We start from the raw sequence: 22,140 nt of genomic DNA, 5'->3' as shown, positions 1-22,140 counted from the left end.
CCCGCAACGCTTATGTCCGTTTTCGGCGTATGTTTGAGCCGTTAGCCATGACGGATGAGCGCATACCACAAGGTCGAGGACCACCGTCGTCGCGACGACGGTTCCTCGCGGCGGCGGGACTGACCTCGACGGTCGGCCTATCTGGTTGCCTGTTCACCGGTAACACCGACCAGCAGGGCGGAAACGGCGGCGGAACGGGGAACGGCGGGGATGAGAACACACTGGTCTTCTGGCACCAAGAGAGTGTTCCGCACCGGGTCGAGGTGTTCGATCGGTTCATCCAGCGGTTCAACGAGCAACACGAGGGCATGAGCGTTCGCCAGGAGCCGCAGAACTGGGACGAAGTGTTCGGGAAGCTCAGCAGTGCCCTCGAAGCGGGCAACGAGCCCGATTTCATGTTCTCCCTCCCCGCGTTCACGATGACGTTTCAGGCGCAGGGTGACCTCGTCGACGTCGGCGATATTGTCAAGGAGGTCGACGGTCAGCGCGACCTGTACGACAACACAGTTACACCCTTCACGTACGACGGCGGCACGTGGGGCGTCCCAATGTGGGACATGGTGTTCCTCGACCACTTCCGAACAGACACGTACAGTAACGTCAACGCGTGGCCGGCGGGAAGCTGGGACGAGTGGCTTGAAAGCGCGTCGCAGGTGACGGACGCGGGGGCGAACCGGTTCGGCATCGTCCTGCCGGCGAACAAAAACCTGTGGACGACGGAGAACCTCTACACGCTGATGATTGAAAACGACGCATACGTGTACGGACCGGACGGGAAGATTATGTTTGATACCCCAGAAACGGTCGAAACGTTGGACTTCTACAAGCGAATGTTCAACCAAGCCAGCCCGCCGGACGCGACCAGCTGGGGGTGGGCCGAGTGGGAGCGATCCCTGCTGCAGGGAAACGCCCACTCCACGATCGGCTTTTCCTCTTGGATCCGAAGCCTCCAGCAAACCGACCTGGCGGACAGTTTCGGAGCCATCCAGCAGCCGCCGGTCGAGAGCGGGGGGCGATCCAGCAGCGTCCACTACGTAAACAACATCATGGTGTTCAACGAGGAGAAGAAGGACGCTATCCGGACGTGGGTCGAGTGGATGCACGATCCCGCAAACTACGGCGAGTGGCTAGCGAACCTCGAACCGACCCTCTATCTGCCGGTGACGAAGGCTGGCGAGAACGCCGATTCGTACTGGAATCACGACCTCATCAGCCGGTACGAGGACATGGTCAGAACCCAATTCGAGGCGCTTCCGAACGCCTCCATCTATGGGTTCCGGGACATCCACACGGAAAACAACCTGTACATCCCGAGCGTGGGGGAGCTAGAGGGATCGCACGTGCTCGCCGAGGTCGTCCAGCAACTGGTCGTGAACGACCGGTCGCCGCAGGATGCCGCCTCGTGGGGACAGGATCGGCTTCAGGAAGTGCTCGGCGTCGGACGGAGCGGGGGGCTATAGATGGGTATCTCAGAGTACCTTCCGGCGAAACGCTGGCGACGAGGCTCGCGTCGATCCGACCGGCGCCCGCTCACGGGCATGGCGCTCATGATCCCGGCGATCACCATCGTCGCTGTCGCACTCGTCTATCCGTTCCTTGGTGCGATCCAGATCAGCTTTATGAACATCGGGACGAACGAGTTCGTGGGGCTCCAGCACTACCGCTGGCTGTTTGGTCAGGACACCTTCTGGACCGTCGTGGGACGGAGCGTCGTCTGGACCGTTGCCAACTTGGTGCTCCAGGGCGTCGTCGGCATTGGCATCGCGCTCCTGCTCCACCGCCACTTCTTCGGTCGTGACGCCGTTCGAACGCTGATGCTCATCCCCTTCGTGATTCCCACGGCGGTCACGGCGATCGCGTGGCAGTGGGTGCTGAACGCCTCGTACGGGCCGATAAACGCGTGGCTGCTGGAGGGTGGGATCCTCTCTGCGCCGGTCAACCCGTTTTCGGAAGTGGAACTGGCGTTCCCGATGGTCATTCTCATCAATACGTGGCGGTGGGCACCACTCGTCGCGCTCGTCGTGTTCGCGATCTTGCAGACGATCCCTCGCGAAGAGTACGAAGCTGCGCGGATTGAAGGCGCGGGTCGTCTCGCCGAGTTCTACCACGTGACGTATCCCCACCTCACGAACTCGTTGCTCATTCTTGGCCTCATCGGCTTCCTGCTCACGTTCAACATCTTCGACCTTATCTGGCTGCTCACGAGCGGTGGGCCTGTGGGTGTCACGACGACGCTTCCTGTGTTAATCTACGAGGTTGCGTTCAACCTCCGCAACATCGGCGGCGCGAGCGCCATCAGCGTCGTGTTGTTCCTGCTCTTGGTCGTGTTCGTGGTACTGTACTTCCGACAGCGCGAATTTAAGGAGAGTGAATTTGCATGAGAGCAGGATACGTCACCGTCGATCGACTCGCGGAGGGCGCTCGGTTCCTGTTGCTCGCAGTCGTGCTCGTCGCCTTCCTCTTTCCCTTCCTCTGGATACTCAAGTCGTCGTTCGAGCCATCTTCGCTTCTGTACGGCGATATCACATTGGTTCCGGCCGACATCACGATCGCTCACTATGACCGGGCGATCGAGATCGGCTTCCTTAACGCGGTGAAAAACAGCCTGGTCGTCGCCATCGGAACGACGATCCTGACGACGGCGGCGTCGCTGTTCGGAGCCTACAGCGTGTTGCGCTTCGCCTACCCCGGTCGCCGGGCGGCAGCTCGGCTCGTCCTCCTAACGTACATGTTCCCGCACGTTGCGCTCATCGTTCCAATGTACCAGCTTGCTTCGACGCTAGACATGCTCGGCAACCCGGTGACGCTCATCGTGCTCCACTCGATGCTCGCCTTACCGTTCTGTCTGTGGATCCTGCAGGCGTTCCTCGACGATGTCCCGCGCGAACTGGAGGAAGCGGCGCTCGTCGAGGGAGCGACCGAGTTACAGGCGTTCCGTCACGTGACGATTCCGCAGGCGACGCCCGGCATCATCGCTGCTGGAACGTTTGCGTTCATCATGTCGTGGGGTGAGTACATGTTCGCGTACGTATTGATGACGTCGTCCGCGAGCCACACCGTCCCTGTGGCACTGTTCCAGCTGCTCGGATCGTACGCCGTCGACTGGGGACTGTTGAGCGCCGTCGGCGTCATCGCGACGCTCCCGGTCCTCGCGCTGTTCTGGCTGATGGCAAAGTACCTGGGCAAGGGCATTGCGAAAGGAACGGGGGCTGTCTGATCATGGGCGAAGTGACACTTCAGAACGTCAGCAAGCGATTCGGCGATGACGTCGTCGCCGTCGACGGCATCGACGCGTCGTTCAGCGACGGCGCGTACACGATGATTCTCGGTCCGTCCGGGTGCGGGAAGACGACAACGCTCCGGATGATCGCCGGTCTCGAAACGCCGTCGGAGGGCGAGATACTCATCAACGACGAACGCGTGACGAACGAACCGCCGCAAAAGCGCGATCTGAGCCTCGTGTTCCAGAACCTCGCGCTCTGGGATCACAAGACGGTCGAGGAGAACTTGGCGTTCGGGATGCGGATGCGGGGCGTCGACCGGGAGGAGCGGCGGGCTCGCGTCGTCGAGATCGCGGAGATTCTCCGGATCGAGGACAAACTCGACGAATCGCCCGCGGCACTGTCCGGCGGCCAACAGCAGCGGGTTGCGCTCGGCCGCAGCCTCGTCCGCGAGCCGGAGCTGTTGCTGCTCGACGAACCGTTGTCGTCGCTCGACGAGCGCCTTCGGCTCGAGATGCGGACCGAACTCGCGCGCGTCCACCAGGAGCTCGGGACGACGTTCATCCACGTGACGCACAACCAGGAGGACGCAATGACGATCGCCGACGAGATCCTCCTCCTGAACGGCGGGCGGCTCCAGCAGTTCGACGACCCGCTTGAGCTGTATCACAATCCGGCCAACGAGTTCGTCGCGGACTTCATCGGCTCGCCGAGCATGAACCTGTTCGACGCGACATTCGTCACGGACGAGGAGACGTACCTCGACGCGGGCGCGTTCAGGCTGACTATCCCGGCCCGCGCCAGCGACGCCTTCCGGGACAACGTCGACGAGGGCGACGTGCGCGTCGGCGTTCGACCGGAGTCGTTTCGCGTCCTCCTCGACGACCGATCGCCGGTTCGGAACGGGACACCGACCATCGACGCGACGGTCACGATCGTCGAAACGTTCGGCGACTTCAACTGGTACTACCTCGACGCCGATATCGACACCGACATCGTGGTTCAATCAGCGGACGAAGCGGTGATGGCGGGCGTCGACGTCGGTGACGCGGTCACCGTCGCAGCGGACGTCGATCGACTCCACCTCTTCGACCCGCGAACGGAGGCCGCGCTCCTGTAGATGCCGTTCGCGTGCACCGCCTGCGGGGAGCCGAATCCGTCGCTGGGCGCCACGTGTCCGGCGTGCGGTAGCTTCGTCCGCTACCGCGAGTCGGACCCGGACGCGCTGCGGACGGCGGTATCGGACGATGTCTGGGCCGCGCTGCCGGCGGTCGAATCGCGCGTCGAGCTAGGGGAGGGCGAGACGCCGCTGCTCGAACTGGACGACGGCGCGTTACCCTCGGGCGCGTACGCGAAGCTGGAGTCGCTAAACCCGTCCTGTTCGTTCAAGGACCGGGGGAGTTCGTTGGCGCTCTCTCACGTCCGCGCGGACGACGCGTCCTTCGAGTCTGTCGTCGTCGCCAGCACGGGAAACACCGCGACGAGCGTGGCGACGTACGCCGCGCGCGCGTCGGCGCCGTGTGCCGTCCTCGTCCCCGAGGGAACGTCGACGGCGAAGCTGACGCAGGCCGCGGCGGCCGGCGCGCGCATCTTCACCGTCGAGGGAACGTTCAGCGACTGCTTCGCGCTGAGCCAGCGCGTCGCGGACGACCGAATCCTGAACGCGACGGCCGTCTACTCGGCGAATCCGTTCGTCGCCTCCGCGAACCGAACCGTCGCCTTCGAACTCGTCCGACAGCTCGGAGCCGCACCCGACTGGGTCTCGGTGCCAGTCGGTGCCGGGCCGCTCCTCGGCGGAACCTACGCCGGCTTCGAAGAGCTGTCCAAGGCGGGAATCGTCGAGTCCGCTCCCCGGATGCTCTGCGTTCAGGCTCGGGGATGTCATCCGATCGTCCGGGCGTTCGAGCGCGGGGAGTCCGTGACGGCGTGGACGGAGCCGATCACGACCGACATCGATGCGATCGCGGATCCGCTTCGGGGGTACGCGGCGGACGGCGAGCACACCCGACGGGCCGTTCTGGATAGCGGCGGGACGGCGATCGCCCTCCCGGACGACGACGTTCACAGGTGGCGCGCCCGACTCACCGAGCGTGCGGGCGTGTACGCGGAGCCGGCGAGCGCGGCGAGCGTGGCAGCCCTGGACGCCTGTCCCGACGTCGCATCCGACGACTTGGTCGTCGCCCTCGTGACCGGGCACGGGCTGAAGGAGGCGCCGAACGAGGACCCGCGGCCGACGCACATCGACGACGACGCGGACGCTGTCAGAGAGGCGCTCCTCCAGTAAGTGGTGAGTCGACCCGAGCGGCACGACGTGCCCGCTTCGCGTCACCGGAACTGGGGGACGACGTCCTCGCCGAACCGCCGGATGCTCGCGAGGGCGGTCTCTTGATCCATGCCGGGGAACTGCGTCCGGAAGATGACGTGGTCGACGCCGATGTCCCGGTAGGTCTCGATCCTCTCTGCGACCTCCGCCGCGGTTCCGACGGCGAGCTGGTCTTCGATGTCCTCGAACCCGGGTCGCCCCTCGAACTCGGGGTTTCCCCACTCGAGGTACTTCGCCGTGAGATCGAGCAGGTACGGGTCGAGCGCCTCGTACGCTTCCGCCGTGGTCTCGCCGACGTAGCCGTCGACCATGATCGTCACGTCGGCGTTGTCGGGATCCTTGCCGGCCTCCTCCACGGCATCGTAGTAGCGGTCGACGTCGCGTTCGAGCGTTTCGGGAACCGTGACCGCCGCCGTGAACCCGTCGCACCGGTACGCCGCCCGCTTGATCGCGGTTTCGGAACTCCCGCCGCCCCAGAACCGCGGTCGGGGCGTCTGCACCGGCTTCGGTCGGACGAAGCCATCCGTGAACGAGAAGTACCTCCCCTCGTGGTCGAACCGCTCGCCTTCGAGCAACCGCTTTACCACTTCGACCGACTCCAGAAACCGACCCACCCGATCGTCCATCGCCACCCCGAAGTTGACCAGCTCGCTCTCGCGGTAGCCGAGGGAGAGCCCCCACCTCGTTCTCCCGTTCGTGAGCGCGTCGAGCGTGGCGATGTGCTCGGCCAGGTGGAGAGGGTGGTAGATGGGCAGGATGACGATGTTGGACATGATGTCGAGGGCATCGGTCCGCGCGCCGAGCGCCGAGAGACAGGTGCGAACGTCGAAGAAGCCGTCCTCGTAGAAGTGTCGCTCCCCGACGGCCGCGGTGTCGTAGCCCAGGTCTTCCATCAGGTCGACCTGTTCGAACATGTCCTCGAAGGTGAACTCGGCCCGCTCGTCGCCGTATTGGTTGAGGTAGATCCCGAACTCCATGCCTTAGATGTCGAATCAGCCGAAAATAAAACCTCGCGTCTCTCGTCCCAGACGATCACCCGTGAACTAAGTACCGTCACGCCACGCGGAAAATCGTCGAAGCACGGGAAAAGTTTAGTAGGTGATAACACGTATCATGATCGATATGCCGCTCATCGAGACCGAAGGCGTAGACGTCGTTCCGGAATCGGACAGAACCCGCGAATTCTGGCAGCTGTTCGCGATCTGGGCCGGGTTCACCATCGTCATCACGAACTTCCTGCTCGGATCGCTCACGGTGACGGCGGGGCTTGTCACGGGTTTCGCCGCCGCGGTGCTCAGCATCCTCCTTGTGGGAGTCATCGTATACCTCGGCACGAAGATCGCGGCGCTGGAAGGGACGGCCGGTACGACGGCGATGCGCGCGCCGTTCGGCGTTCAGGGTCGTTTCATCCCCTCGCTCGCGATGGTCATCGCGACCGTGGGGTGGTTCGGCGTACAGACGGGCATCGTCGCGTCGAGCGCACAACAGATTCTCGCGAACGTCGGCATATCGGTGTCGTTCGCCGTATTGGCGGCGATACTCGGATTGCTCATGGCGTCGGTCGCCATCTTCGGTTACGAGTGGATCGAGTGGCTCAACAAGATCGCCGTGCCGTTCATGACCGTCCTCCTCGCGCTCGTGGTGTACCAGATCGTCACCAACTATTCGACGGACCTGAGCGCAGGGGGTGGAGACATGACGTTCTGGGCCGCGCTGAACGTCTTCCCCGCGGCGACCGCCGCGTTTCTCATCGTCGCGATGGACTACGGTCGGTACGGGACGTCCGAGGAACCGGATCGACCGAGCCTCGGTGCGAGCGTCGCGTGGATCGCGTTCGCCATCGCGCTCGCCGCCATCGGCGTCGTCGCCGCCGCCGCGGCCGGCACGTGGAATCCCGTCGACATCATGGTGGAACTGGGCCTCGGGTCGGTCGGTCTGCTGTTGCTCGTCGCGGGCTCGTGGACGACGAACGTGACCAACGTGTACGCGGGGGGGATCGCCCTGTCGCAGATCACGGGATTACAGCGCGTGTACATGACGACGCTGACCGGACTGATCGGAACCGGCCTCGCGATCGCCGGCATCTTCAGCTTCGGGGGGATCACGAGCTTCCTGTCGGCGCTGACGATCACGCTGGTCCCGACGACGGGCGTGCTGCTCGTCCACTACTACCTCTTCGAGCGCGGACTCGACGAGGACGAACTGTTCAGGAGCGAGGGACGGTACTGGTACCTCCGCGGCTGGAACCCGACCGCGGTCGGTGCCTGGCTCGTGGGGGCGGCGTTCGCGGTGTTCGCGCCCGACTACCTCGTTCCCGCGCTCAGCAGCGCTGTCGTGGCCGGCGCGATCTACTACGTGGTAAAGCGCCCGGTCGACGAGTGGATCGAGAGTCGGTCGAGAGCCGGCGAGCCCGCCGACTGATGACCGTTGGCGTCGGCGTGGTCGGTCTGGCCTCGTTTTACGGACCGGCCTACGCGGAGCGGGCGGCCGGGCAGACGGACGTGACTGTGGCCGGTGTCGTTCCGGGTGACGCCACGAGCGAGCAGCTCGCGTCGCTCGGGCGACCGACACCCGACGATTTTGCCACCGCGCACGACTGCCCGGTCTACGACGACATGGACGCCTTGCTTTCCGATGACGGCGTCGACGCCGTCGTCGTGGCGAGTCGAACGACCCGCCGCGCGGCCGACGCCGTGCGTGCACTCCGGGCGAACCAACCGGTGTTGACGGCGAAGCCGCCTGCGGCGACCGCCGACGGTGCGCGTTCGATCGCCGCGGCGGCGGCGGAGGCCGGCGTTCCAGCCGTCACGACGAGCCCGGCCCGGTTCGACGACGCGGTGAAGGAATTGGCCCGCCGCGTCCACGCCGGAACGATCGGCAATGTTCTGCGCGTGCACGCTGCGATTCGTCACGATCGCGTTCCAAACGTCGGAATCGAGACGAACGCAGAGCACGGACCGCGTGAGGCGGGGTCGGCCTACGCGATGGCGTTCTATACCGCAGACGCGCTGCTCTGGCTGGTCGACGCCGCCCCACAGCGCGTGTACGCTGAATACGCGAACCGCAACACTCCATACTCCGAGCACCCCGACCTGGGTACCGCGACGGTCCGATTCGAGGACGATACGCTCGGGTCCATGACGATGACGTACGCCGCCGACTGCCGGGAACCCCTCGGAAATTGGGAGGTCGAGGTCGTCGGCACCGACGGGACGATCCGGACAAGACACGAAGGATACGAGGGAATCCACTGGCACGGCGACGGTGCGGGTCGCCGAACGGAGCTGTTCGGTCGGACCGAAAGCCCGATCCTCGACCGGCAGTTCGACGCGTTCGTCGACGCAGTTCGTGACGGTGCCAAGACCGGTGCGGTGGAGCCGTCCCCGGGACGGACGACGAGCGTCATGGAGCTCTGCGAGGCGTGGGACCGCGCTGCCGCGAACGGGGCGGTCGAAACGGTTTTCGGGTGAGTCCGCTCTCACCGACTCACCGGTTCGACGCGTTCGAACCGGCGCTCCCCGCGACGTGCGACGACCGATTTGATACTGCCGAATAGAAACGCCACGACTCGTCCTCTTCCGCCTCCGAAAACGAAAGAATACGGATAACTAGCGACGATCGGGTCCGTTCGTCCGCGTGATTTTTGACGGACACGAAAAGAACCGTTTGGTGGCTACCGAGCCGATAGACGGCGTCTTCTGTCCGATTCGGCGACTGATGCACTTCGATCCGTCGTCGGGTCGGTGACGTTACAAAAGTATGCGTGTAATCCACTCAGCGGACGCTTTTGATATACCCAAAACTATTTGTGCATCGTTAGCTTATAACGCGTATCGATGGCGTCACCGAGCGATCCCCCCCGAACGGTCAAATCCGCCGAGACAACGCTGAAGATCATCGAGACCCTCCGTCGGCTCGACGGAGCCGGCGTGTCCGAACTCGCTGAGCACGTCGACCGATCGCCCGGGACAATCCACACGTACCTAGCGACGCTCCGGCAGCACGGGTACGTCGTTCAGGAGGGGAGTTTGTATCGGCTTAGCTTCCACTTCGTGACGCTCGGCGAACACGTTCGAAACCACGCCGACCTCTTCCGCGCGGGAAAGGACGAGATCGACCGGCTCGCGGCGGAAACCGGCGAGTGTGCACACCTCATCGTCGAAGGAAACGGGTACGAGGTCAGCCTGTACGAATCGTTCGGAGACCGCGCCGTCGGCATGGAGTTTTACACCCAAAACCGGGAGATGCCGCGCGAACACCTCCACTGCACCGCCTCCGGAAAGGTGATCCTGGCTCACCTTCCCGAGCACCGCTCGCGCGAGATCATCGATCGACTTGACTTCGCTCCACGAACGCCGAACACGATCGCAGACGAAGAGACGCTGTCCGAGATGCTCGAACGAGTACGCGAGCGAGGGTTCGCGCTCAACGACGAAGAGGAGATTCAGGGAATGCGCGCCGCCGCGGCACCGATCACCGATCGAGACGACGCGATACTCGGCGCGGTGAGTCTGTCCGCTCCCGTCCGCCGAATGGAGGGCGATTCCTTTCGGAGAGAGATCCCCTCGCGGGTCGTTCAGGTCGCGAACATCATCGAAGTCAACCTCCAGACCACTGACCTGTACGTCTGAACGCCTCGTGAACCGAACCCGTGCTCACCGTCCTCGCAAACCCGGACGAGTCGCTGATGCGAGCGACTGGCCGGGCCCGGATGATACTAAAGTAATTGTACTCCACGTTCGACCTTTCGTCGTGACGACCTCCTCTACACGCAGTCGAAAGTCGTCGAACTTCGGTCGGGTCGCCGCTCGGTTCGCCAGCGTTGTGGGCACCGGCACCGGCGTCGAGGTCCGATCGTGTGCTGAGTCCCGATCACGGACGATTATCGTCCTTCTCGACGCGTTTGGCGTCCGTCGCTCGCGTTCCCTTTATAAATCCTCGAACGAGATCGTTCGAGCGGGTCTACGGCCGCTTTGCGCTTCGAAGCCGGCGTTCCGTCGCGGTGCGTATCTTGCCGACGGAATCGCCGTCACGAGCGCGGATTGCGCTCGTCGAAGTCGGCGACTACGACGGGCGGCGTTACGACTGGAACTTCGGTTTATCTAATAATTTTTGTCAATATTCCGAACGTCGGACTCTCTCGGCTCGGAGGAACCGTGACCGATCGCACTCACCGTCCACCGTGTCTAACGCCGACGCATTCGGGCGAGACTTCGACCGTATCGGTGCGTTCGAGGGCCGTACGCTCCTCTACGGATTCGATTCGAACGTCGAAAGAAGGCGGGGCGGTGACGGATGTCACTCACCATCCGACCTGCGGGAACAGTTTCGAGACCGATTTACAGGTCGGGTTCGTCCGTTCACTGAAAGTAACTTTGGAGCCAGGAATGACGGACAACGACACACCGGATCGAACAGAATCCTCGGCGCGAGCGACAACCGAGCCCCCGCCGTCGGAAGAGACGCGCGTCACCTTCGGGTGGCAAGGCGTTCGCGTCGGATTTCTCACGACCATTCCGATCGCGTTCGGGGTCGCCGGGTACGGGATCGCGTTCGGCGTTCTCGCCGATCAGGTCGGCTTGAGCGTCGCCGAGGCGGCGTTGATGAGCGCGACCGTCGTCGCCGGCGCGTCCCAGATCGTCGCCGTCGAGTTATGGACGGACCCGATTCCCGTCGCCACGATCCTCCTCACGACGGCCGCGATCAATCTCCGATACTCCCTCATGGGCGCGGCGTTGCTGCCGTGGTTCCGCCAGCTCTCCGCGAAGCAGGCCTACGGGAGCCTGTTTCTGATGGCCGACGAGAACTGGGCGCTGACGATGCGGGATCTCAAATCCGGCAGCGGCCGGGGTGCGTTCCTCCTCGGGAGCGGAATCGCGGTGTGGTCGTTCTGGGTCGGCTCCACCGTTCTCGGCTCGCTCGCCGGCGGCGTCGTCGGCGATCCCGACGTTTACGGTATCGATTTCATCCTCGCGGCCGTTTTCACCGCCCTCGCGGTCGAACTCTGGGAGGGGACGAAAACGCTCGTTCCGTGGACCGTCGCGCTCGGGACGGCACTCCTTGCCGCGGAAATGCTCCCCGGACAGTGGTATATCCTGGTCGGTGGAATCGCCGCGGCTCTCGTCGAGGTGATTCGCCATGAGCAGTGACGACGTTCTCTCGCTCGATCCGGTCGTCGTCGGCGTCGTTCTCGCAATGGCCCTCGTCACAGTGCTCACGAAGGTGGGCGGCCTGTGGCTCCTGAGTCACATCGAGGTGAGCGAGCGGATTGAATCCGGACTCTCGGTGCTCCCTGGCGCGATCGTGATCGCCATTCTGGGACCGGAACTCGCGAGCGGCGGCCCTGCGGAGTGGAGCGCGGGAGCCGTCGTGGTGCTGGTGATGTGGCGCACGGGGAACATCCTGCTCGCGCTGTGTGCCGGCGTTGGCTCCGTCGTCCTTTTCCGGGGGATCTTTTGAATAGCCTCGGGAACGGAGTGGAAACGATACCGATCACGCGGTCGGTTGGTTTTCGCCGGTTCGGCCGTCCGCCGAGACCAACAGTCCGAGCGCCGCACCGGCGAATCCGAGGACGGCGATGCCAACGTACATATCCATGATGCCGACTGCATCGTACAGCGTACCCGAAACTATCTGTCCTGCTGCGCCCCCGAGACCGAAGCCGATCCCATTAAGTACGGTCTGAGCGGTGGACGTCACACGTTCGGCGGCGATGTCGTGTGCGAGGTCGACCGTGGTAACGGTGACCATTGCGAATCCGATGCCGCCCAGTGACTGGACCGCGAGGAGGATCCACGGTTGGGTCGTGACCCCATAGATGAGGTTCGGGATTGAGAGAATCACCCCGCCACCGACGAGCAAGCATCTGTGAGAGATGTTCGTCTTGAGGGCGTAGAGGAACGCTACGGCCTCGATGTCGGAGTTAAGAATCTCGCGCACGATGACGTCCTCGAGTCCGTCAAGGAAAGCCATTAGCAGTTGGCTATCGACATCAATCTGCAGTTGATTCAACTCCCCAAGTCGTACCATCCCGACCGAGGAGTCGATTGCGGCGATGAACGGCCTCCAAGAGCGGGGAACAGTCCGGCACATCGGGGTCTGCAACTTTTCTGTTGGCCAACTGTAGGACGCAATCGTGACCTCGGACACCCCGATACTCACCAATCAGGTGGAGTATCACCCGTTCAAGGAGCAGGCCGACCTGCTCGAGTTCTGTATTGAAAACGAGGTTATGCTGACTGCCTACAGTCCCCTCGCGGAAGGTCGGATCATCAGGAACGATCGCCTCAAGGCTATCGGCGCTCGATACGGAAAGACCGAAGTCCAGGTCGCGTTGCGGTGGCTCCTCCAGCAAGAACAGGTCACGGCAATCCCAAAGACATCGAATCCCGCACACATTCAAGCGTACTTCAACGTTTTCAACTTCGAACTCGCAGACGAGGAGATGATGCAGATCTTCGATCTCCAGGGTGGGCTTCTCACCAGGCTCCAAACCGCACTTGGTCTCTGACCCAGTAACGGTGTGGCGCTGGGTCACCGGCAGGGCGACGCAGTGATTCGGGCTCCCACCTGTTTGATCCTATTCCCAAATCCGTCTACCGTGCCTTCGAGGCAGTAGCCCCGCCGAAATCAAGCACCGACTGCGGAGTCCAGCAGGCTGGCTGATGTGAGCTGAGTTGGGAACGTGTGTAACGACGGACGCTCCACTCATACATTGAGAGTGCCAGTCTCAACTTCTAAATCAGTCCTGAAGTTCACAATCTCGGAGGATGGATTTGATGCGTGGCTTATTTGCAATGTCGTTGAGGAAGAATCGGCCGCTCAGTAGGACTGCGTAGTTAACGCGAGACAATTATCAAATTTGAGACTGGTTTCCGCGGCTGTGCTGAATGTAGAGATTTGACTACGGTTATAAGAGCAGCTGGATCGAACACTCACAAACGCCATGCCCGATATTTCGATCGAAGCGGACAGTGGCAACTCGCCCAGAAAGCAGGTTCTTTCGAACTTTTACGTCGCCTTCGCAGAGCGTGACGAGGAGGCGATCCTTTCGATGCTTACCGACGACGTTCGTTTGGTGATCGTCGGTGAGGAGACACTCGATGGGAGACAGAGCGTCGTGGACTCGATGGATCTCTTCCTCGACGGGATCGCCAAGATAACGGTCAACAACATCATCCCCCACGGTAATAAGGCGGCTGTGAACGGTGTCATAACTGCCGACGATGGAGACACCTACGCATTTTGTGAAGTATTCAAATTCAAGGGTCATTCAAAGGATGCAAACATCGACTCTATCGAATCATTCGTAATCGAGATGATCGAATAGATTGAAAGCGAACGTCCAGAACACATAACCTTAGAGATTAGATTTCTCCTGCGTGCCTTTCTTTCAGTGTAGACCCAGTGACTCAGCTGTTAGGCTAAAAGTTGACAGTGATCACGCACGCCCGCAGGTAGGATCTGTTGTTGCCTTACGGCCACCACACAGGCGCGAACTTCCTCACCAATTCATCCCAGGATTGTCGGCGGCTTGCCGGACCCAAGAAGCGACTTGCTTCTCGTCCAGCGTGTCTGTCTCGTTTATATCTAGAGCCTGTCTCTCCGGAGCCGTCCCACTGGGCGGCTCTGGCTCAAGGTACGATTCGCACACGAATGTCAGTTTCACGTGTTTTGAGAACGCACTGAATGACGCAAACCATCCATGGTCTTCGACGCCATAGAACGGCTGGTGATATTTCACGGCGCGGCGCATATCAGGGACTTCGCGTTGGATGATCTCATCGAATTGTGTTGCAATCTCACGCTTCCATCCCGGCAATGCTGCAATATACGCCTTCACCGCAGCCGATCCATCGGTATCATCGTTCCGCCGCGCCTTCTGATATTGTTTTTCCCTGTTCTTCCATTCCTGCTCCGTCGGAACCTGGTTCGGCAGCTCGATTTCCCCGAAGTCTTCGTCCATGATGGTTTTCTTCCCCTCTCGACCTGCTATCGCGGTTACGACTACGATCAGATCTGACGCTTCGGGTCCAGCAACTAGGTCGAAGTCCAGCCGCAACGTCCCGCCTCGCCAGTGGCGAGCAAAGCCCACCCAGCCGTCGGGATGGTCGTCCCGAGTGTCTTGCTCAACTCGGAATAGGCCCAGCAAGGCTGGAATAGCGTCGGCACCCCACTGGAGCCCCTTGTCAAGATCCGTGAAACGTACCCCTTCGTCGTGGTTTTTACTGTAGTAGGGCGCTCTGATCGCTCGGTTCGCCATCACGAGTTCGGAAACCCGTTGAGCCGTAAGTGGGCCGGACACACTCATACTCTCTAAATGTGGTATTGAATTATCAATATTCCCCGTTCCTCGGAAGAGCGGTGAGCCGGACTCCTCCTATTAGGGCAGAGAGTCGAGGCTTCACGGAATCTCGATCACTAAGCGATCTCTGACGTGGTAGTAGAAAGTCACATCCCGCCTCAGAATGCTCTGAACGGCTATTTAACTAGAGAGTTAAATAGTAGGCAGTCGTATACTCAACCGGATGGTTAAACAGGAGCCAGACGACCTGGACCTTGACGCGGTTTTCCAGGCACTCTCTCATCCGATTCGTCGATCAATCCTCGAACAGTTGACCGATGGCCCGGAGAGTGTGAGTGACTTGGCCGACCCTCACGACGTTTCCCTGCCAGCCGTTTCCAAGCACCTGCGCGTGCTGGAGGATGCTGGTTTGATCGACGTCGAGAAGGACGGTCTCGTTCGCCGCTGTCACCTCGACGCTGCACCGCTTTCCGCGGCGTTCGGGTGGCTGACACAGTACCGCGTTTTCTGGGAGGACCGGTTAGATGCGCTGGCCAACCATCTGGAGAACGAAGACCAATGACAGACTACACCACCGAAGATGATGCATCATCGACAGAGAACCCGGACGACGAGGGGCAGAGCATAACCGTAAATCGCGTGATTGAAGCGCCGACCGAGCGGGTGTACGAAGCGTTTCTTACTCCTGACGACATCACGGTGTGGTCGCCCCCGGAAGGATTCCGCGCTGAGGTTCAAGAGGTCGAGCCCAAAGAAGGCGGATCCTTCCGCGTTGAGAACATCGGCGAGGCCGAAGGGATGGAACAATACACCCACACGTTCGAGGGCACCTACCAGGAGCTGAGACGCGGTGAGAAGATAGTCTGGACGGACGAGTCGGGAGAGGGTGAGGATTCTAGTACCGTCACGGTAACCTTGAATGCAGTCCCTGACGGGACTGAGGTCACCCTCCGGTTAGATGGTATCTCCGAGGATGTCGCCGAGGAATACGGGGTCGCGGAAGCGTGGGAAGACTCCCTCCGGAAACTCGCCGATCAGGTGGAGGACTGACCATGTCAGCTGACACCACTAACAGAGAAGCACCCGCAGAACCCACGACGAGTGAGGACCAAGATTGGGGGAGAGTCGCCCTGTGTGTAGTGGTCGCCATAATCGCGGCCCTCGGTATCCACTACGTCCTCTTTGAAGTCGTGACTACGGGCATGAACCTTTCCCCGACCGTGCACGCGTTCGCAGGAATGGTTCTATTCTTCTTTGCCGGTTTCATATCATTCAGCACGATCTATTGAACCTCTTCAGGTTATATTTTATCAGCGGCCTTGCCTAGTTAAGCAAAACCACATGAAAAAGCGCGTGACGAACCGCGGATGCTGTGGTGACTTCTCAGACTGTTCGTCAATGGAATTTGAGCTGGATCGACGCTGTCCACGGTTCTATCTGTTTGTCGCCAGAAAATAACATCTGGATTCGATCAGCTATCGAGCGAAGTCGTTTTCATTATCTGATTTATCATTCATCATCATCGAGGATCTTGACGATTCCTTGTGTCCCATCGATCCGTACTCGTTGCCCCGTTTCGATGCGGCGGGTCGCCTCGGACACCGACACTACCGCAGGTAGTCCGTATTCGCGGGCGACGAGCGCGCCGTGGCTCATTTGGCCGCCGACCTCCACGACCATCCCTGCCGCGTTCAGGAATAATGGCGTCCAGCCTGGGTCGGATGACGGAGCGATGAGAATTTCACCCTTCTCGATTGTTTCCTCGGATGGATCACGCACGACCCGAGCGGTTCCTTCGACGACGCCACTAGAGACACCGGTTCCGACGAGTGCCCCCTCGGGAACGTCTTCGCGCTCGATGCGACTACTTGGCGCTTCACCCTCACTGGTTAACACAGGTGGAGCGTCCACGGTTTTGTGCCGCTCGAACTCCGCGCGCCGAGAGGCAATATCGATCTCAGGTAGGTTGCCCCCCAGTGCGGCAAACAACTCCTCTCGTCGGAGGAACCAGACATCATTAATTTCGTCCAACTGCCCTTCGTCGACGAGTAACTCACCAGCGTCGCGGATTGCTTCGTGCCACGCCGCAAATAGGTGGGCAAGACCATGTTTCGGATGCTCGCGCGTCTGGATGTAGCCGCGATAGGTTCGAATCAGCCGGCGGATAACTCGTTTGCGAAGCAGGCCGAGCACCCCGCTGTCGGCCCGTTCTTCGAGGTACCTCGCCGCTGCGGATGCCTGCTGTTCCATTTGGCGGAGATGCTCACGGTGTTCACCTGCTTGCTCGTGTTTGAGGTTCGCTCGAACCGTCGCGAGTAATCCAGAAGGTTCATCGCGCCACCGAGGACGGCTGATATCGAGTTCACCGGTCGCACGGTGGCCGAACTCCTCGAGAAAGTCGTCGAGTTCAGCACAGAACGCCTCGCCTCCCTCGAGCGATTTAATCTCATCGAGCGATGAACCCTGTCGCAGTGCATGGGCGACCGCTGGATAGCCACGCGCCACGTCAGCGAGGTCCCCTAGACCAAGATTGATCCGAGTCACCAATTCATCTGGGAAGCCCTTACCGACATCGTTCAGTTCCTCGGGAGCATCTGGAACCAGCTGCTGGAGCAAGCCTTCTGCTAGCTGGGCAGCATACAACGGTCCGAGGCGCGGGTAATTTGTAAGTGTACTATTATCGCTATCAAAGACCGCACGAGCACGTTCAGCGGGTGTTTTGGGTGTACGTACGGGGGCAGCAGCGTTCCATCCCCACGTGTTCCACCGAGCTTCCTCTCGCTTCGGGGTGGGCTCCCCGATGAACGCTCCAAAGAATCCACTCACCACTGCCGAGATCATCGGTCGCGCTTGTGTCCGAACCGCGCTAGTGACTTGATTCACTAGTGAGAGAATCTTACGAGCTGTCCACTCCTCTTGGAACTCCTCACCACGTCGGGCCATCAGATCATCGACAGCAATACCAAGCGGTTCACTGGTTGCTGATAGCCACTTTGGGAATCCATAGCGAACAATACCGATCTTCAAAAACGGCGTCATATCGATGTAGACCCGCCCACCGGCCTCAACTGCCCACTGCGCGGTCGTATCCACTCCCAACTCCACCATCCAGAGGTTGCAGAACTCCACCCATACGTCTCTGACGAGCGGTGGCATCGCTTCGGCAAACGCTTGAACGTGTCCCAAACTGAAGTAGACATGGAGGCGATCGTCGTCCGGCAGAGGCGATGGCAGGGGGAACAGTGACGTGATCGGGCGGGACTGTACGACGTAGAATTCTTCCCCCTTTAGACACCATTCGATATCCTGGGGACTCTGCAACAACGCTTCGATTTCCTCGCCTAACTCCACAAGGGTCTGAATCTGCTCGACCGTGAGTACACGCGAGCTGCGTTCGGTCGTGTTTAGTTCAACTGTCTCGATTCCCCCTTCTGGAATTGGTCGAACCGCACTCTGTTGATCCCCAACCTCATAGTCGAGCACCTCATCGGTTCTCGTATCAACGCGAATGTTGTCTGCGGTCACCTCCCCAGACACCAACGCCTCTCCGAGTCCCATTCCGGCCTCTATGGATGCAATGTGACGATTGCCCGTTTGTGGATCGGCGGTGAAGAGGACTCCAGAGATATCGGGTATGACCATCTGTTGGACGACGACCGCAATTGAAACCTCCTCGTGAGCGACGTCGTTTCTTGCTCGATAGGCGATCGCGCGATCGGTGAACAGACTCGCCATGCAGGCGCGAACTCGAGCGATGATCTCATCTGCGCCACGAACGTTAAGGAACGTCTCCTGTTGGCCTGCAAACGACGCCTCTGGGAGGTCTTCGGCTGTCGCGCTCGAACGAACCGCATACGTCTGTTCTGGGTCGCTCGCTATCTCATTTAGGGCAGTCTCGATTGTGTCTCGGATCTCCTCCGAAACACTGCGGTTCTGAATTCGAGCGCGCAATGCGCTTCCCGCATCCGAAATCGTCGCTGTGTCTGATGGATCGAGTCCTGCGAGCTTGTCGATAGCTTCTTTGATGGCTGGATCGTCAATGAGTTCCTCATATGCAATAGTCGTCACACAGAAGCCCGCAGGCACCGGTAGGTCAGCTTCGACGAGTTGAGCGAGGTTAGCGCCCTTGCCACCGACAAGCGCACGATTCGTTGCCCTGGCCCTGGTGTCGTCGAACGGGACGACGTATGTGCCGGCTGCTCGGGCGTCTTCAATATCACTCATGAGTGTCTCCTGCAGAATCAGGTTCGTTCGTTAGTCCGTCTGCAACGGCAGCGATGAGCGTGTCCCGAACTGCTGGGTAATGATCCTCGCCGATATCGTCCTCGTGGAGCGTGATGTATGCTACTGATTCAATCGTACGCGCGATTATCTCCGGATCAGGACCAGACACCCGCCCGTCATCGTACCATTGTTCGATATACGGCAGAAGATACGCCACGTTGTGTTCACGCTCTGCTTCTCCTTTTTGCTCCGTGTACTGGGCCTGAATTCGGCCGACTTCGTCTTCGACAATGACTTTGCGGATAAGGGAATTTGATTCGAATTCGTCTGTGAGGAGTTTGAGAAACGCTGCTATCGCGTCCTCTGGATTATTGTGTTCTTCGAAGGAATTCCTCAATAAACGGGGGCCAAACTCCCTACTGTACTCTTTTAATATTTCAATATAGAGCTCTTCTTTCGAGTCGTAAAACTGATAAAATGTCCCTGTAGCGATTTCGGCGGGTTCTGTGAGTTCCTGTAGCGTGGTCTTGCGTAGCCCATAGCGACCAAATAATTTACGTCCAGTCTCGTGAAGTGTCTCGCGAACTCGTTCTCGCTTTGCATCAGTGAAGCGTGGCATGCGTGGCATAGGGTAGTGTGGTGGATGGTTGGTTGTGGAGTCGAGCATCGTCGATCGTCCCTGAATGAATGCCGCTGTCCGTTTTCCCTGTCAAGTGGTGTTTGTCACTGTTGGTTCTCTTGACTTCTTCTGCCTGTTTCCGGCTAAGAAACGTACGACACCAGTGGACGACACCTATTCGGATTCCCATCTCCTTCGCGCGGAAGTATCTGATAGCTTCGTTCTGCCTACCGGCATTTGAGCGGTTCCCACCTTCGCTGTAGTCCGTTGTCCTGAGGTTCGATCGGAATAGATCCATTGGGTATCCTATACGTTCGTCTTCGCCACATGAGTATATGAATATTTTGATTAGGATATTCATATAGCCAGTGACCGGATAGAGGTAGAAGAATTAATCGGCAACCAGTGGTCGTACGGACGGCTATGAGCACCCGGTATATCGAGAACAGAGAATGGCACGCTGCATCCGGCCTACGCTGGGCAATGTGTTCCACCACAACAGAGTTATTGACCGCAGATGGTTCTTCTCAATTGCAGTCCTAGCGTACAATCTCAGTGGATAGAAGAGGGCTTTCACCGCTATTGATTATTTGTAATTAAGACAAACCGATGAAACAGCGTGGCCGCCGATTGACCGACGCATTCGTTGCTGCTCTCGAACTCCGCGAGCACTTCCGTGAAGGAACGGACTTCTGCACTGCGCTCACTGACCTCACGTTTCAGATTAAAACGCTTGAGGACGGCTATCCCGAGTGACATCCTGCTCCGTACTCGTTCCACGGGATGCTCAAACTCTTTCTATACCGGGAAGTCACTGGAGACGGCTATCGATCCCTCACACGCCACCCAGAACTCGGAGACGTATTCGGCCTCGACCAAATCCCTAACGAGTCAGTCATCTCTCGAACGTGGCGCAACCGCTTCGACGACGATATTCGAGGGTATATAACAGCCAGCGCACACCTCTTAGTCAGGGAAGTCCACAATGAGGACCTCGCTGTTCCCGAAGTCCGGCCACTGGAAGAAGTCAAGCAGTCACCCGAGGAAGGCACTGGCTCGGCTGAGGACACTACCGAGTTCTCCTATGAAGAAATCTACCGAACAACTCGCCTGGCTCGTGAGCATGGCTTCGAACCGTTCGACTCTGAGAGAGCTCAGAACGCGACTTACGAAGATACGCGATTTTTCGAACTTCAGCCGTTCATCGGAATGGTTGGTTGTGGCACTCCGCAAGGCGCAGCACGGTTCAAATACCGTCGAGGCAAAGAGTACGGCCCCCACGGAGACACGCACCTCCGCGCAGTCAAGCAATTCGATCCCGAAGATCTAATTGAGGGATTTCAGCAGGCGACAGAACGGTTGCTTTCGGTGATTCAATCTGAGTCTTCGTTTCGCCGTCCAGTCACCGTCGCGATTGACATCACGACCATTCGCTACTTCGGTAACGTAAAAGGAATGCTGATGGTCAGCGGGACGAAAGACGGGGAAGATCGAGCATTCAGGGTCGCTAGACTCGCGGTTGTCGGGTGGAATATCCCGCTTATCCTCGCTGTTGAGCCAGTACGTGAGAGTTCCTCCTGGGATCAGAACCCGCCGAATCGGATTCATCGTGTAGTTCGGCGACTCGTTCAACGCGCACAGGAGCACGTCCCCATCGAGATGGTACTCTGTGACCGTGAATTTGACTCGAAAGCGGTGTACCAGACGCTCTCGAACCACGACGTGAACTATCTCATTCCAAAGCGGGTTCACAGTACCGAGCGCGAGATAATTGAGACGATGGAGGAAGATGGACAACAGGTCGCCGTCGAATCGGCGAACGTCCATGTCGATCATGGGTCGCACGCGATACAGTTCCTGTACGTTCCCTCGACGAAAGGAGAAGGCACAGCGGTCTTTGTGACGAACCTCTCGGTGGGTCCTGTGGAAGCTGAGATGTTCTGCCGCCGCTACAGCCGTCGCTGGCAAATCGAAAACGAATACAAGAGCATCAAGAACGACTTCTTGGCGAAGACCTCTTCCAAGGATTACCGAGTACGGCTGTTCTACTTCGTGTTCGCGGTGCTGCTGCACAATATCTGGCGGCTCACTGATTACCTGTTGAAGCTGGTTGTTGGCGGCGAGATAGACTACGCGCCAGTTCTGACAGCTGGTGGGTGCGTCGAGTTGATTTGCTCGGCATTGATTCCGCCCGATTAACGCTTAACGCCGACTTGGGCCGCCTATCGGGAGTGACGGCACTCTGCGAGAAGTCGAATTTTGGGCTGTTTTCGCGCATTCGGTGGCATCTCACCGAGAAAGATAGTCGATTCACTACCGATGAGAGTCGTCTGAGCCATGGTACGCCCCGAAAACACACGAAAATAGTCTATCCTCCAAAACTCTGAACTTCTAGGCCACGGATCTTTGATATTGCATTTAACGGTTTATCTCACCGCTGCTTGATAGT

General features: G+C 59.8%; 19 protein-coding genes and 2 pseudogenes. 16 read left to right on the top strand and 5 right to left on the bottom strand.

The features are described from left to right. Positions 1–29: 29 nt before the first annotated feature. The 5 genes from C3L37_RS06550 to C3L37_RS06530 are packed head-to-tail and all read left to right on the top strand — an operon-like array spanning position 30 to position 5,505. Positions 30–1,460, top strand: coding sequence for an ABC transporter substrate-binding protein (locus C3L37_RS06550; RefSeq protein WP_129113802.1), 1,431 nt, complete (start codon positions 30–32; stop codon positions 1,458–1,460). Next, positions 1,461–2,381, top strand: a complete 921-nt coding sequence (locus C3L37_RS06545) for a carbohydrate ABC transporter permease (protein ID WP_129113801.1) — start codon at positions 1,461–1,463, stop codon at positions 2,379–2,381. It begins immediately after the preceding gene. Next, positions 2,378–3,217, top strand: a complete 840-nt coding sequence (locus C3L37_RS06540) for a carbohydrate ABC transporter permease (protein WP_129113800.1) — start codon at positions 2,378–2,380, stop codon at positions 3,215–3,217. The genes C3L37_RS06545 and C3L37_RS06540 overlap by 4 nt, the downstream gene beginning before the upstream one ends. 2 nt (positions 3,218–3,219) lie before the next feature. Beyond that, positions 3,220–4,341, top strand: coding sequence for an ABC transporter ATP-binding protein (locus tag C3L37_RS06535; RefSeq protein ID WP_129113799.1), 1,122 nt, complete (start codon positions 3,220–3,222; stop codon positions 4,339–4,341). Then, positions 4,342–5,505, top strand: coding sequence for a threonine synthase (locus C3L37_RS06530; RefSeq protein ID WP_129113798.1), 1,164 nt, complete (start codon positions 4,342–4,344; stop codon positions 5,503–5,505). A 41-nt stretch (positions 5,506–5,546) separates the two neighbouring features. Here C3L37_RS06530 and C3L37_RS06525 read toward each other — a convergent pair whose 3' ends face one another. Then, positions 5,547–6,521: an LLM class flavin-dependent oxidoreductase gene (locus C3L37_RS06525; RefSeq protein WP_129113797.1), complete on the bottom strand. Its 975-nt coding sequence runs from the start codon at positions 6,519–6,521 to the stop codon at positions 5,547–5,549. Positions 6,522–6,666: 145 nt separating this feature from the next. Here C3L37_RS06525 and C3L37_RS06520 point away from each other — a divergent pair, with 145 nt between their 5' ends. The 5 genes from C3L37_RS06520 to C3L37_RS06500 all read left to right on the top strand — a co-directional run bounded on the left by C3L37_RS06520 (position 6,667) and on the right by C3L37_RS06500 (position 12,003). Then, positions 6,667–7,965: a purine-cytosine permease family protein gene (locus tag C3L37_RS06520; RefSeq protein WP_164974691.1), complete on the top strand. Its 1,299-nt coding sequence runs from the start codon at positions 6,667–6,669 to the stop codon at positions 7,963–7,965. Then, the gene (locus tag C3L37_RS06515; RefSeq protein WP_129113795.1) at positions 7,965–9,014 is read left to right on the top strand and encodes a Gfo/Idh/MocA family protein; all 1,050 of its coding nucleotides are present in this window, start codon (positions 7,965–7,967) and stop codon (positions 9,012–9,014) included. The genes C3L37_RS06520 and C3L37_RS06515 overlap by 1 nt, the downstream gene beginning before the upstream one ends. 366 nt (positions 9,015–9,380) lie before the next feature. Beyond that, a complete protein-coding gene (locus tag C3L37_RS06510) occupies positions 9,381–10,175 on the top strand; it encodes an IclR family transcriptional regulator (RefSeq protein ID WP_129113794.1) in 795 nt (264 codons plus the stop codon). A gap of 756 nt (positions 10,176–10,931) precedes the next feature. Continuing rightward, positions 10,932–11,693, top strand: a complete 762-nt coding sequence (locus C3L37_RS06505; RefSeq protein ID WP_129113793.1) for an AzlC family ABC transporter permease — start codon at positions 10,932–10,934, stop codon at positions 11,691–11,693. Next, the gene (locus C3L37_RS06500; RefSeq protein ID WP_129113792.1) at positions 11,683–12,003 is read left to right on the top strand and encodes an AzlD family protein; all 321 of its coding nucleotides are present in this window, start codon (positions 11,683–11,685) and stop codon (positions 12,001–12,003) included. The genes C3L37_RS06505 and C3L37_RS06500 overlap by 11 nt, the downstream gene beginning before the upstream one ends. A gap of 33 nt (positions 12,004–12,036) precedes the next feature. Here the strand turns inward: C3L37_RS06500 and C3L37_RS06495 are convergent, their stop codons facing one another. Continuing rightward, positions 12,037–12,555 carry an MFS transporter gene (locus tag C3L37_RS06495; protein ID WP_164974690.1) on the bottom strand — a complete coding sequence of 173 codons (519 nt, stop codon included), beginning with the start codon at positions 12,553–12,555 and terminating at the stop codon, positions 12,037–12,039. 16 nt (positions 12,556–12,571) lie between these two features. On the opposite strand from C3L37_RS06495, the pseudogene C3L37_RS06490 reads away from it, so the two are divergent. Next, positions 12,572–13,054, top strand: a pseudogene (locus tag C3L37_RS06490) (aldo/keto reductase). Between the two features lie 435 nt (positions 13,055–13,489). Beyond that, a complete protein-coding gene (locus C3L37_RS06485) occupies positions 13,490–13,873 on the top strand; it encodes a nuclear transport factor 2 family protein (protein ID WP_129113790.1) in 384 nt (127 codons plus the stop codon). 174 nt (positions 13,874–14,047) lie between these two features. Here C3L37_RS06485 and C3L37_RS06480 read toward each other — a convergent pair whose 3' ends face one another. Further along, positions 14,048–14,854 (bottom strand): DUF1801 domain-containing protein, encoded by an 807-nt coding sequence (locus C3L37_RS06480; protein WP_129113789.1) that lies wholly within the window; start codon positions 14,852–14,854, stop codon positions 14,048–14,050. 217 nt (positions 14,855–15,071) lie between these two features. On the opposite strand from C3L37_RS06480, the gene C3L37_RS06475 reads away from it, so the two are divergent. From C3L37_RS06475 to C3L37_RS06465, 3 genes are read left to right on the top strand one after another with little or no spacing between them, the layout of a single operon-like run. Continuing rightward, the gene (locus tag C3L37_RS06475; RefSeq protein ID WP_129113788.1) at positions 15,072–15,410 is read left to right on the top strand and encodes an ArsR/SmtB family transcription factor; all 339 of its coding nucleotides are present in this window, start codon (positions 15,072–15,074) and stop codon (positions 15,408–15,410) included. Beyond that, a complete protein-coding gene (locus tag C3L37_RS06470) occupies positions 15,407–15,898 on the top strand; it encodes an SRPBCC domain-containing protein (RefSeq protein ID WP_129113787.1) in 492 nt (163 codons plus the stop codon). The genes C3L37_RS06475 and C3L37_RS06470 overlap by 4 nt, the downstream gene beginning before the upstream one ends. 2 nt (positions 15,899–15,900) lie before the next feature. Next, positions 15,901–16,137, top strand: a complete 237-nt coding sequence (locus C3L37_RS06465; RefSeq protein WP_129113786.1) for a hypothetical protein — start codon at positions 15,901–15,903, stop codon at positions 16,135–16,137. A 220-nt stretch (positions 16,138–16,357) separates the two neighbouring features. Here C3L37_RS06465 and C3L37_RS06460 read toward each other — a convergent pair whose 3' ends face one another. Both C3L37_RS06460 and C3L37_RS06455 read right to left on the bottom strand, forming a co-directional pair. Continuing rightward, positions 16,358–19,072 (bottom strand): PEP/pyruvate-binding domain-containing protein, encoded by a 2,715-nt coding sequence (locus C3L37_RS06460; protein WP_129113785.1) that lies wholly within the window; start codon positions 19,070–19,072, stop codon positions 16,358–16,360. Beyond that, positions 19,065–19,739: a TetR/AcrR family transcriptional regulator gene (locus tag C3L37_RS06455; protein ID WP_228546139.1), complete on the bottom strand. Its 675-nt coding sequence runs from the start codon at positions 19,737–19,739 to the stop codon at positions 19,065–19,067. Before C3L37_RS06455 ends, C3L37_RS06460 begins: the two co-directional genes overlap by 8 nt. Before the next feature lie 561 nt (positions 19,740–20,300). On the opposite strand from C3L37_RS06455, the pseudogene C3L37_RS06450 reads away from it, so the two are divergent. Further along, positions 20,301–21,890: pseudogene (locus C3L37_RS06450) on the top strand (transposase). Positions 21,891–22,140 lie beyond the last annotated feature (250 nt).

It is taken from the genome of Halegenticoccus tardaugens, assembly GCF_004116405.1.
GTDB lineage: Archaea > Halobacteriota > Halobacteria > Halobacteriales > Haloferacaceae > Halegenticoccus > Halegenticoccus tardaugens.
This window is presented reverse-complemented; position numbering and strand designations above follow the sequence as displayed.

Coding starts and splice junctions, on each gene's coding strand:
- C3L37_RS06550 (WP_129113802.1), top strand. CDS start 30: ATGTTTGAGCCGTTAGCCATGACGGATGAGCGCATACCACAAGGTCGA.
- C3L37_RS06545 (WP_129113801.1), top strand. CDS start 1,461: ATGGGTATCTCAGAGTACCTTCCGGCGAAACGCTGGCGACGAGGCTCG.
- C3L37_RS06540 (WP_129113800.1), top strand. CDS start 2,378: ATGAGAGCAGGATACGTCACCGTCGATCGACTCGCGGAGGGCGCTCGG.
- C3L37_RS06535 (WP_129113799.1), top strand. CDS start 3,220: ATGGGCGAAGTGACACTTCAGAACGTCAGCAAGCGATTCGGCGATGAC.
- C3L37_RS06530 (WP_129113798.1), top strand. CDS start 4,342: ATGCCGTTCGCGTGCACCGCCTGCGGGGAGCCGAATCCGTCGCTGGGC.
- C3L37_RS06525 (WP_129113797.1), bottom strand. CDS start 6,521: ATGGAGTTCGGGATCTACCTCAACCAATACGGCGACGAGCGGGCCGAG.
- C3L37_RS06520 (WP_164974691.1), top strand. CDS start 6,667: ATGCCGCTCATCGAGACCGAAGGCGTAGACGTCGTTCCGGAATCGGAC.
- C3L37_RS06515 (WP_129113795.1), top strand. CDS start 7,965: ATGACCGTTGGCGTCGGCGTGGTCGGTCTGGCCTCGTTTTACGGACCG.
- C3L37_RS06510 (WP_129113794.1), top strand. CDS start 9,381: ATGGCGTCACCGAGCGATCCCCCCCGAACGGTCAAATCCGCCGAGACA.
- C3L37_RS06505 (WP_129113793.1), top strand. CDS start 10,932: ATGACGGACAACGACACACCGGATCGAACAGAATCCTCGGCGCGAGCG.
- C3L37_RS06500 (WP_129113792.1), top strand. CDS start 11,683: ATGAGCAGTGACGACGTTCTCTCGCTCGATCCGGTCGTCGTCGGCGTC.
- C3L37_RS06485 (WP_129113790.1), top strand. CDS start 13,490: ATGCCCGATATTTCGATCGAAGCGGACAGTGGCAACTCGCCCAGAAAG.
- C3L37_RS06480 (WP_129113789.1), bottom strand. CDS start 14,854: ATGAGTGTGTCCGGCCCACTTACGGCTCAACGGGTTTCCGAACTCGTG.
- C3L37_RS06475 (WP_129113788.1), top strand. CDS start 15,072: ATGGTTAAACAGGAGCCAGACGACCTGGACCTTGACGCGGTTTTCCAG.
- C3L37_RS06470 (WP_129113787.1), top strand. CDS start 15,407: ATGACAGACTACACCACCGAAGATGATGCATCATCGACAGAGAACCCG.
- C3L37_RS06465 (WP_129113786.1), top strand. CDS start 15,901: ATGTCAGCTGACACCACTAACAGAGAAGCACCCGCAGAACCCACGACG.
- C3L37_RS06460 (WP_129113785.1), bottom strand. CDS start 19,072: ATGAGTGATATTGAAGACGCCCGAGCAGCCGGCACATACGTCGTCCCG.
- C3L37_RS06455 (WP_228546139.1), bottom strand. CDS start 19,739: ATGCTCGACTCCACAACCAACCATCCACCACACTACCCTATGCCACGC.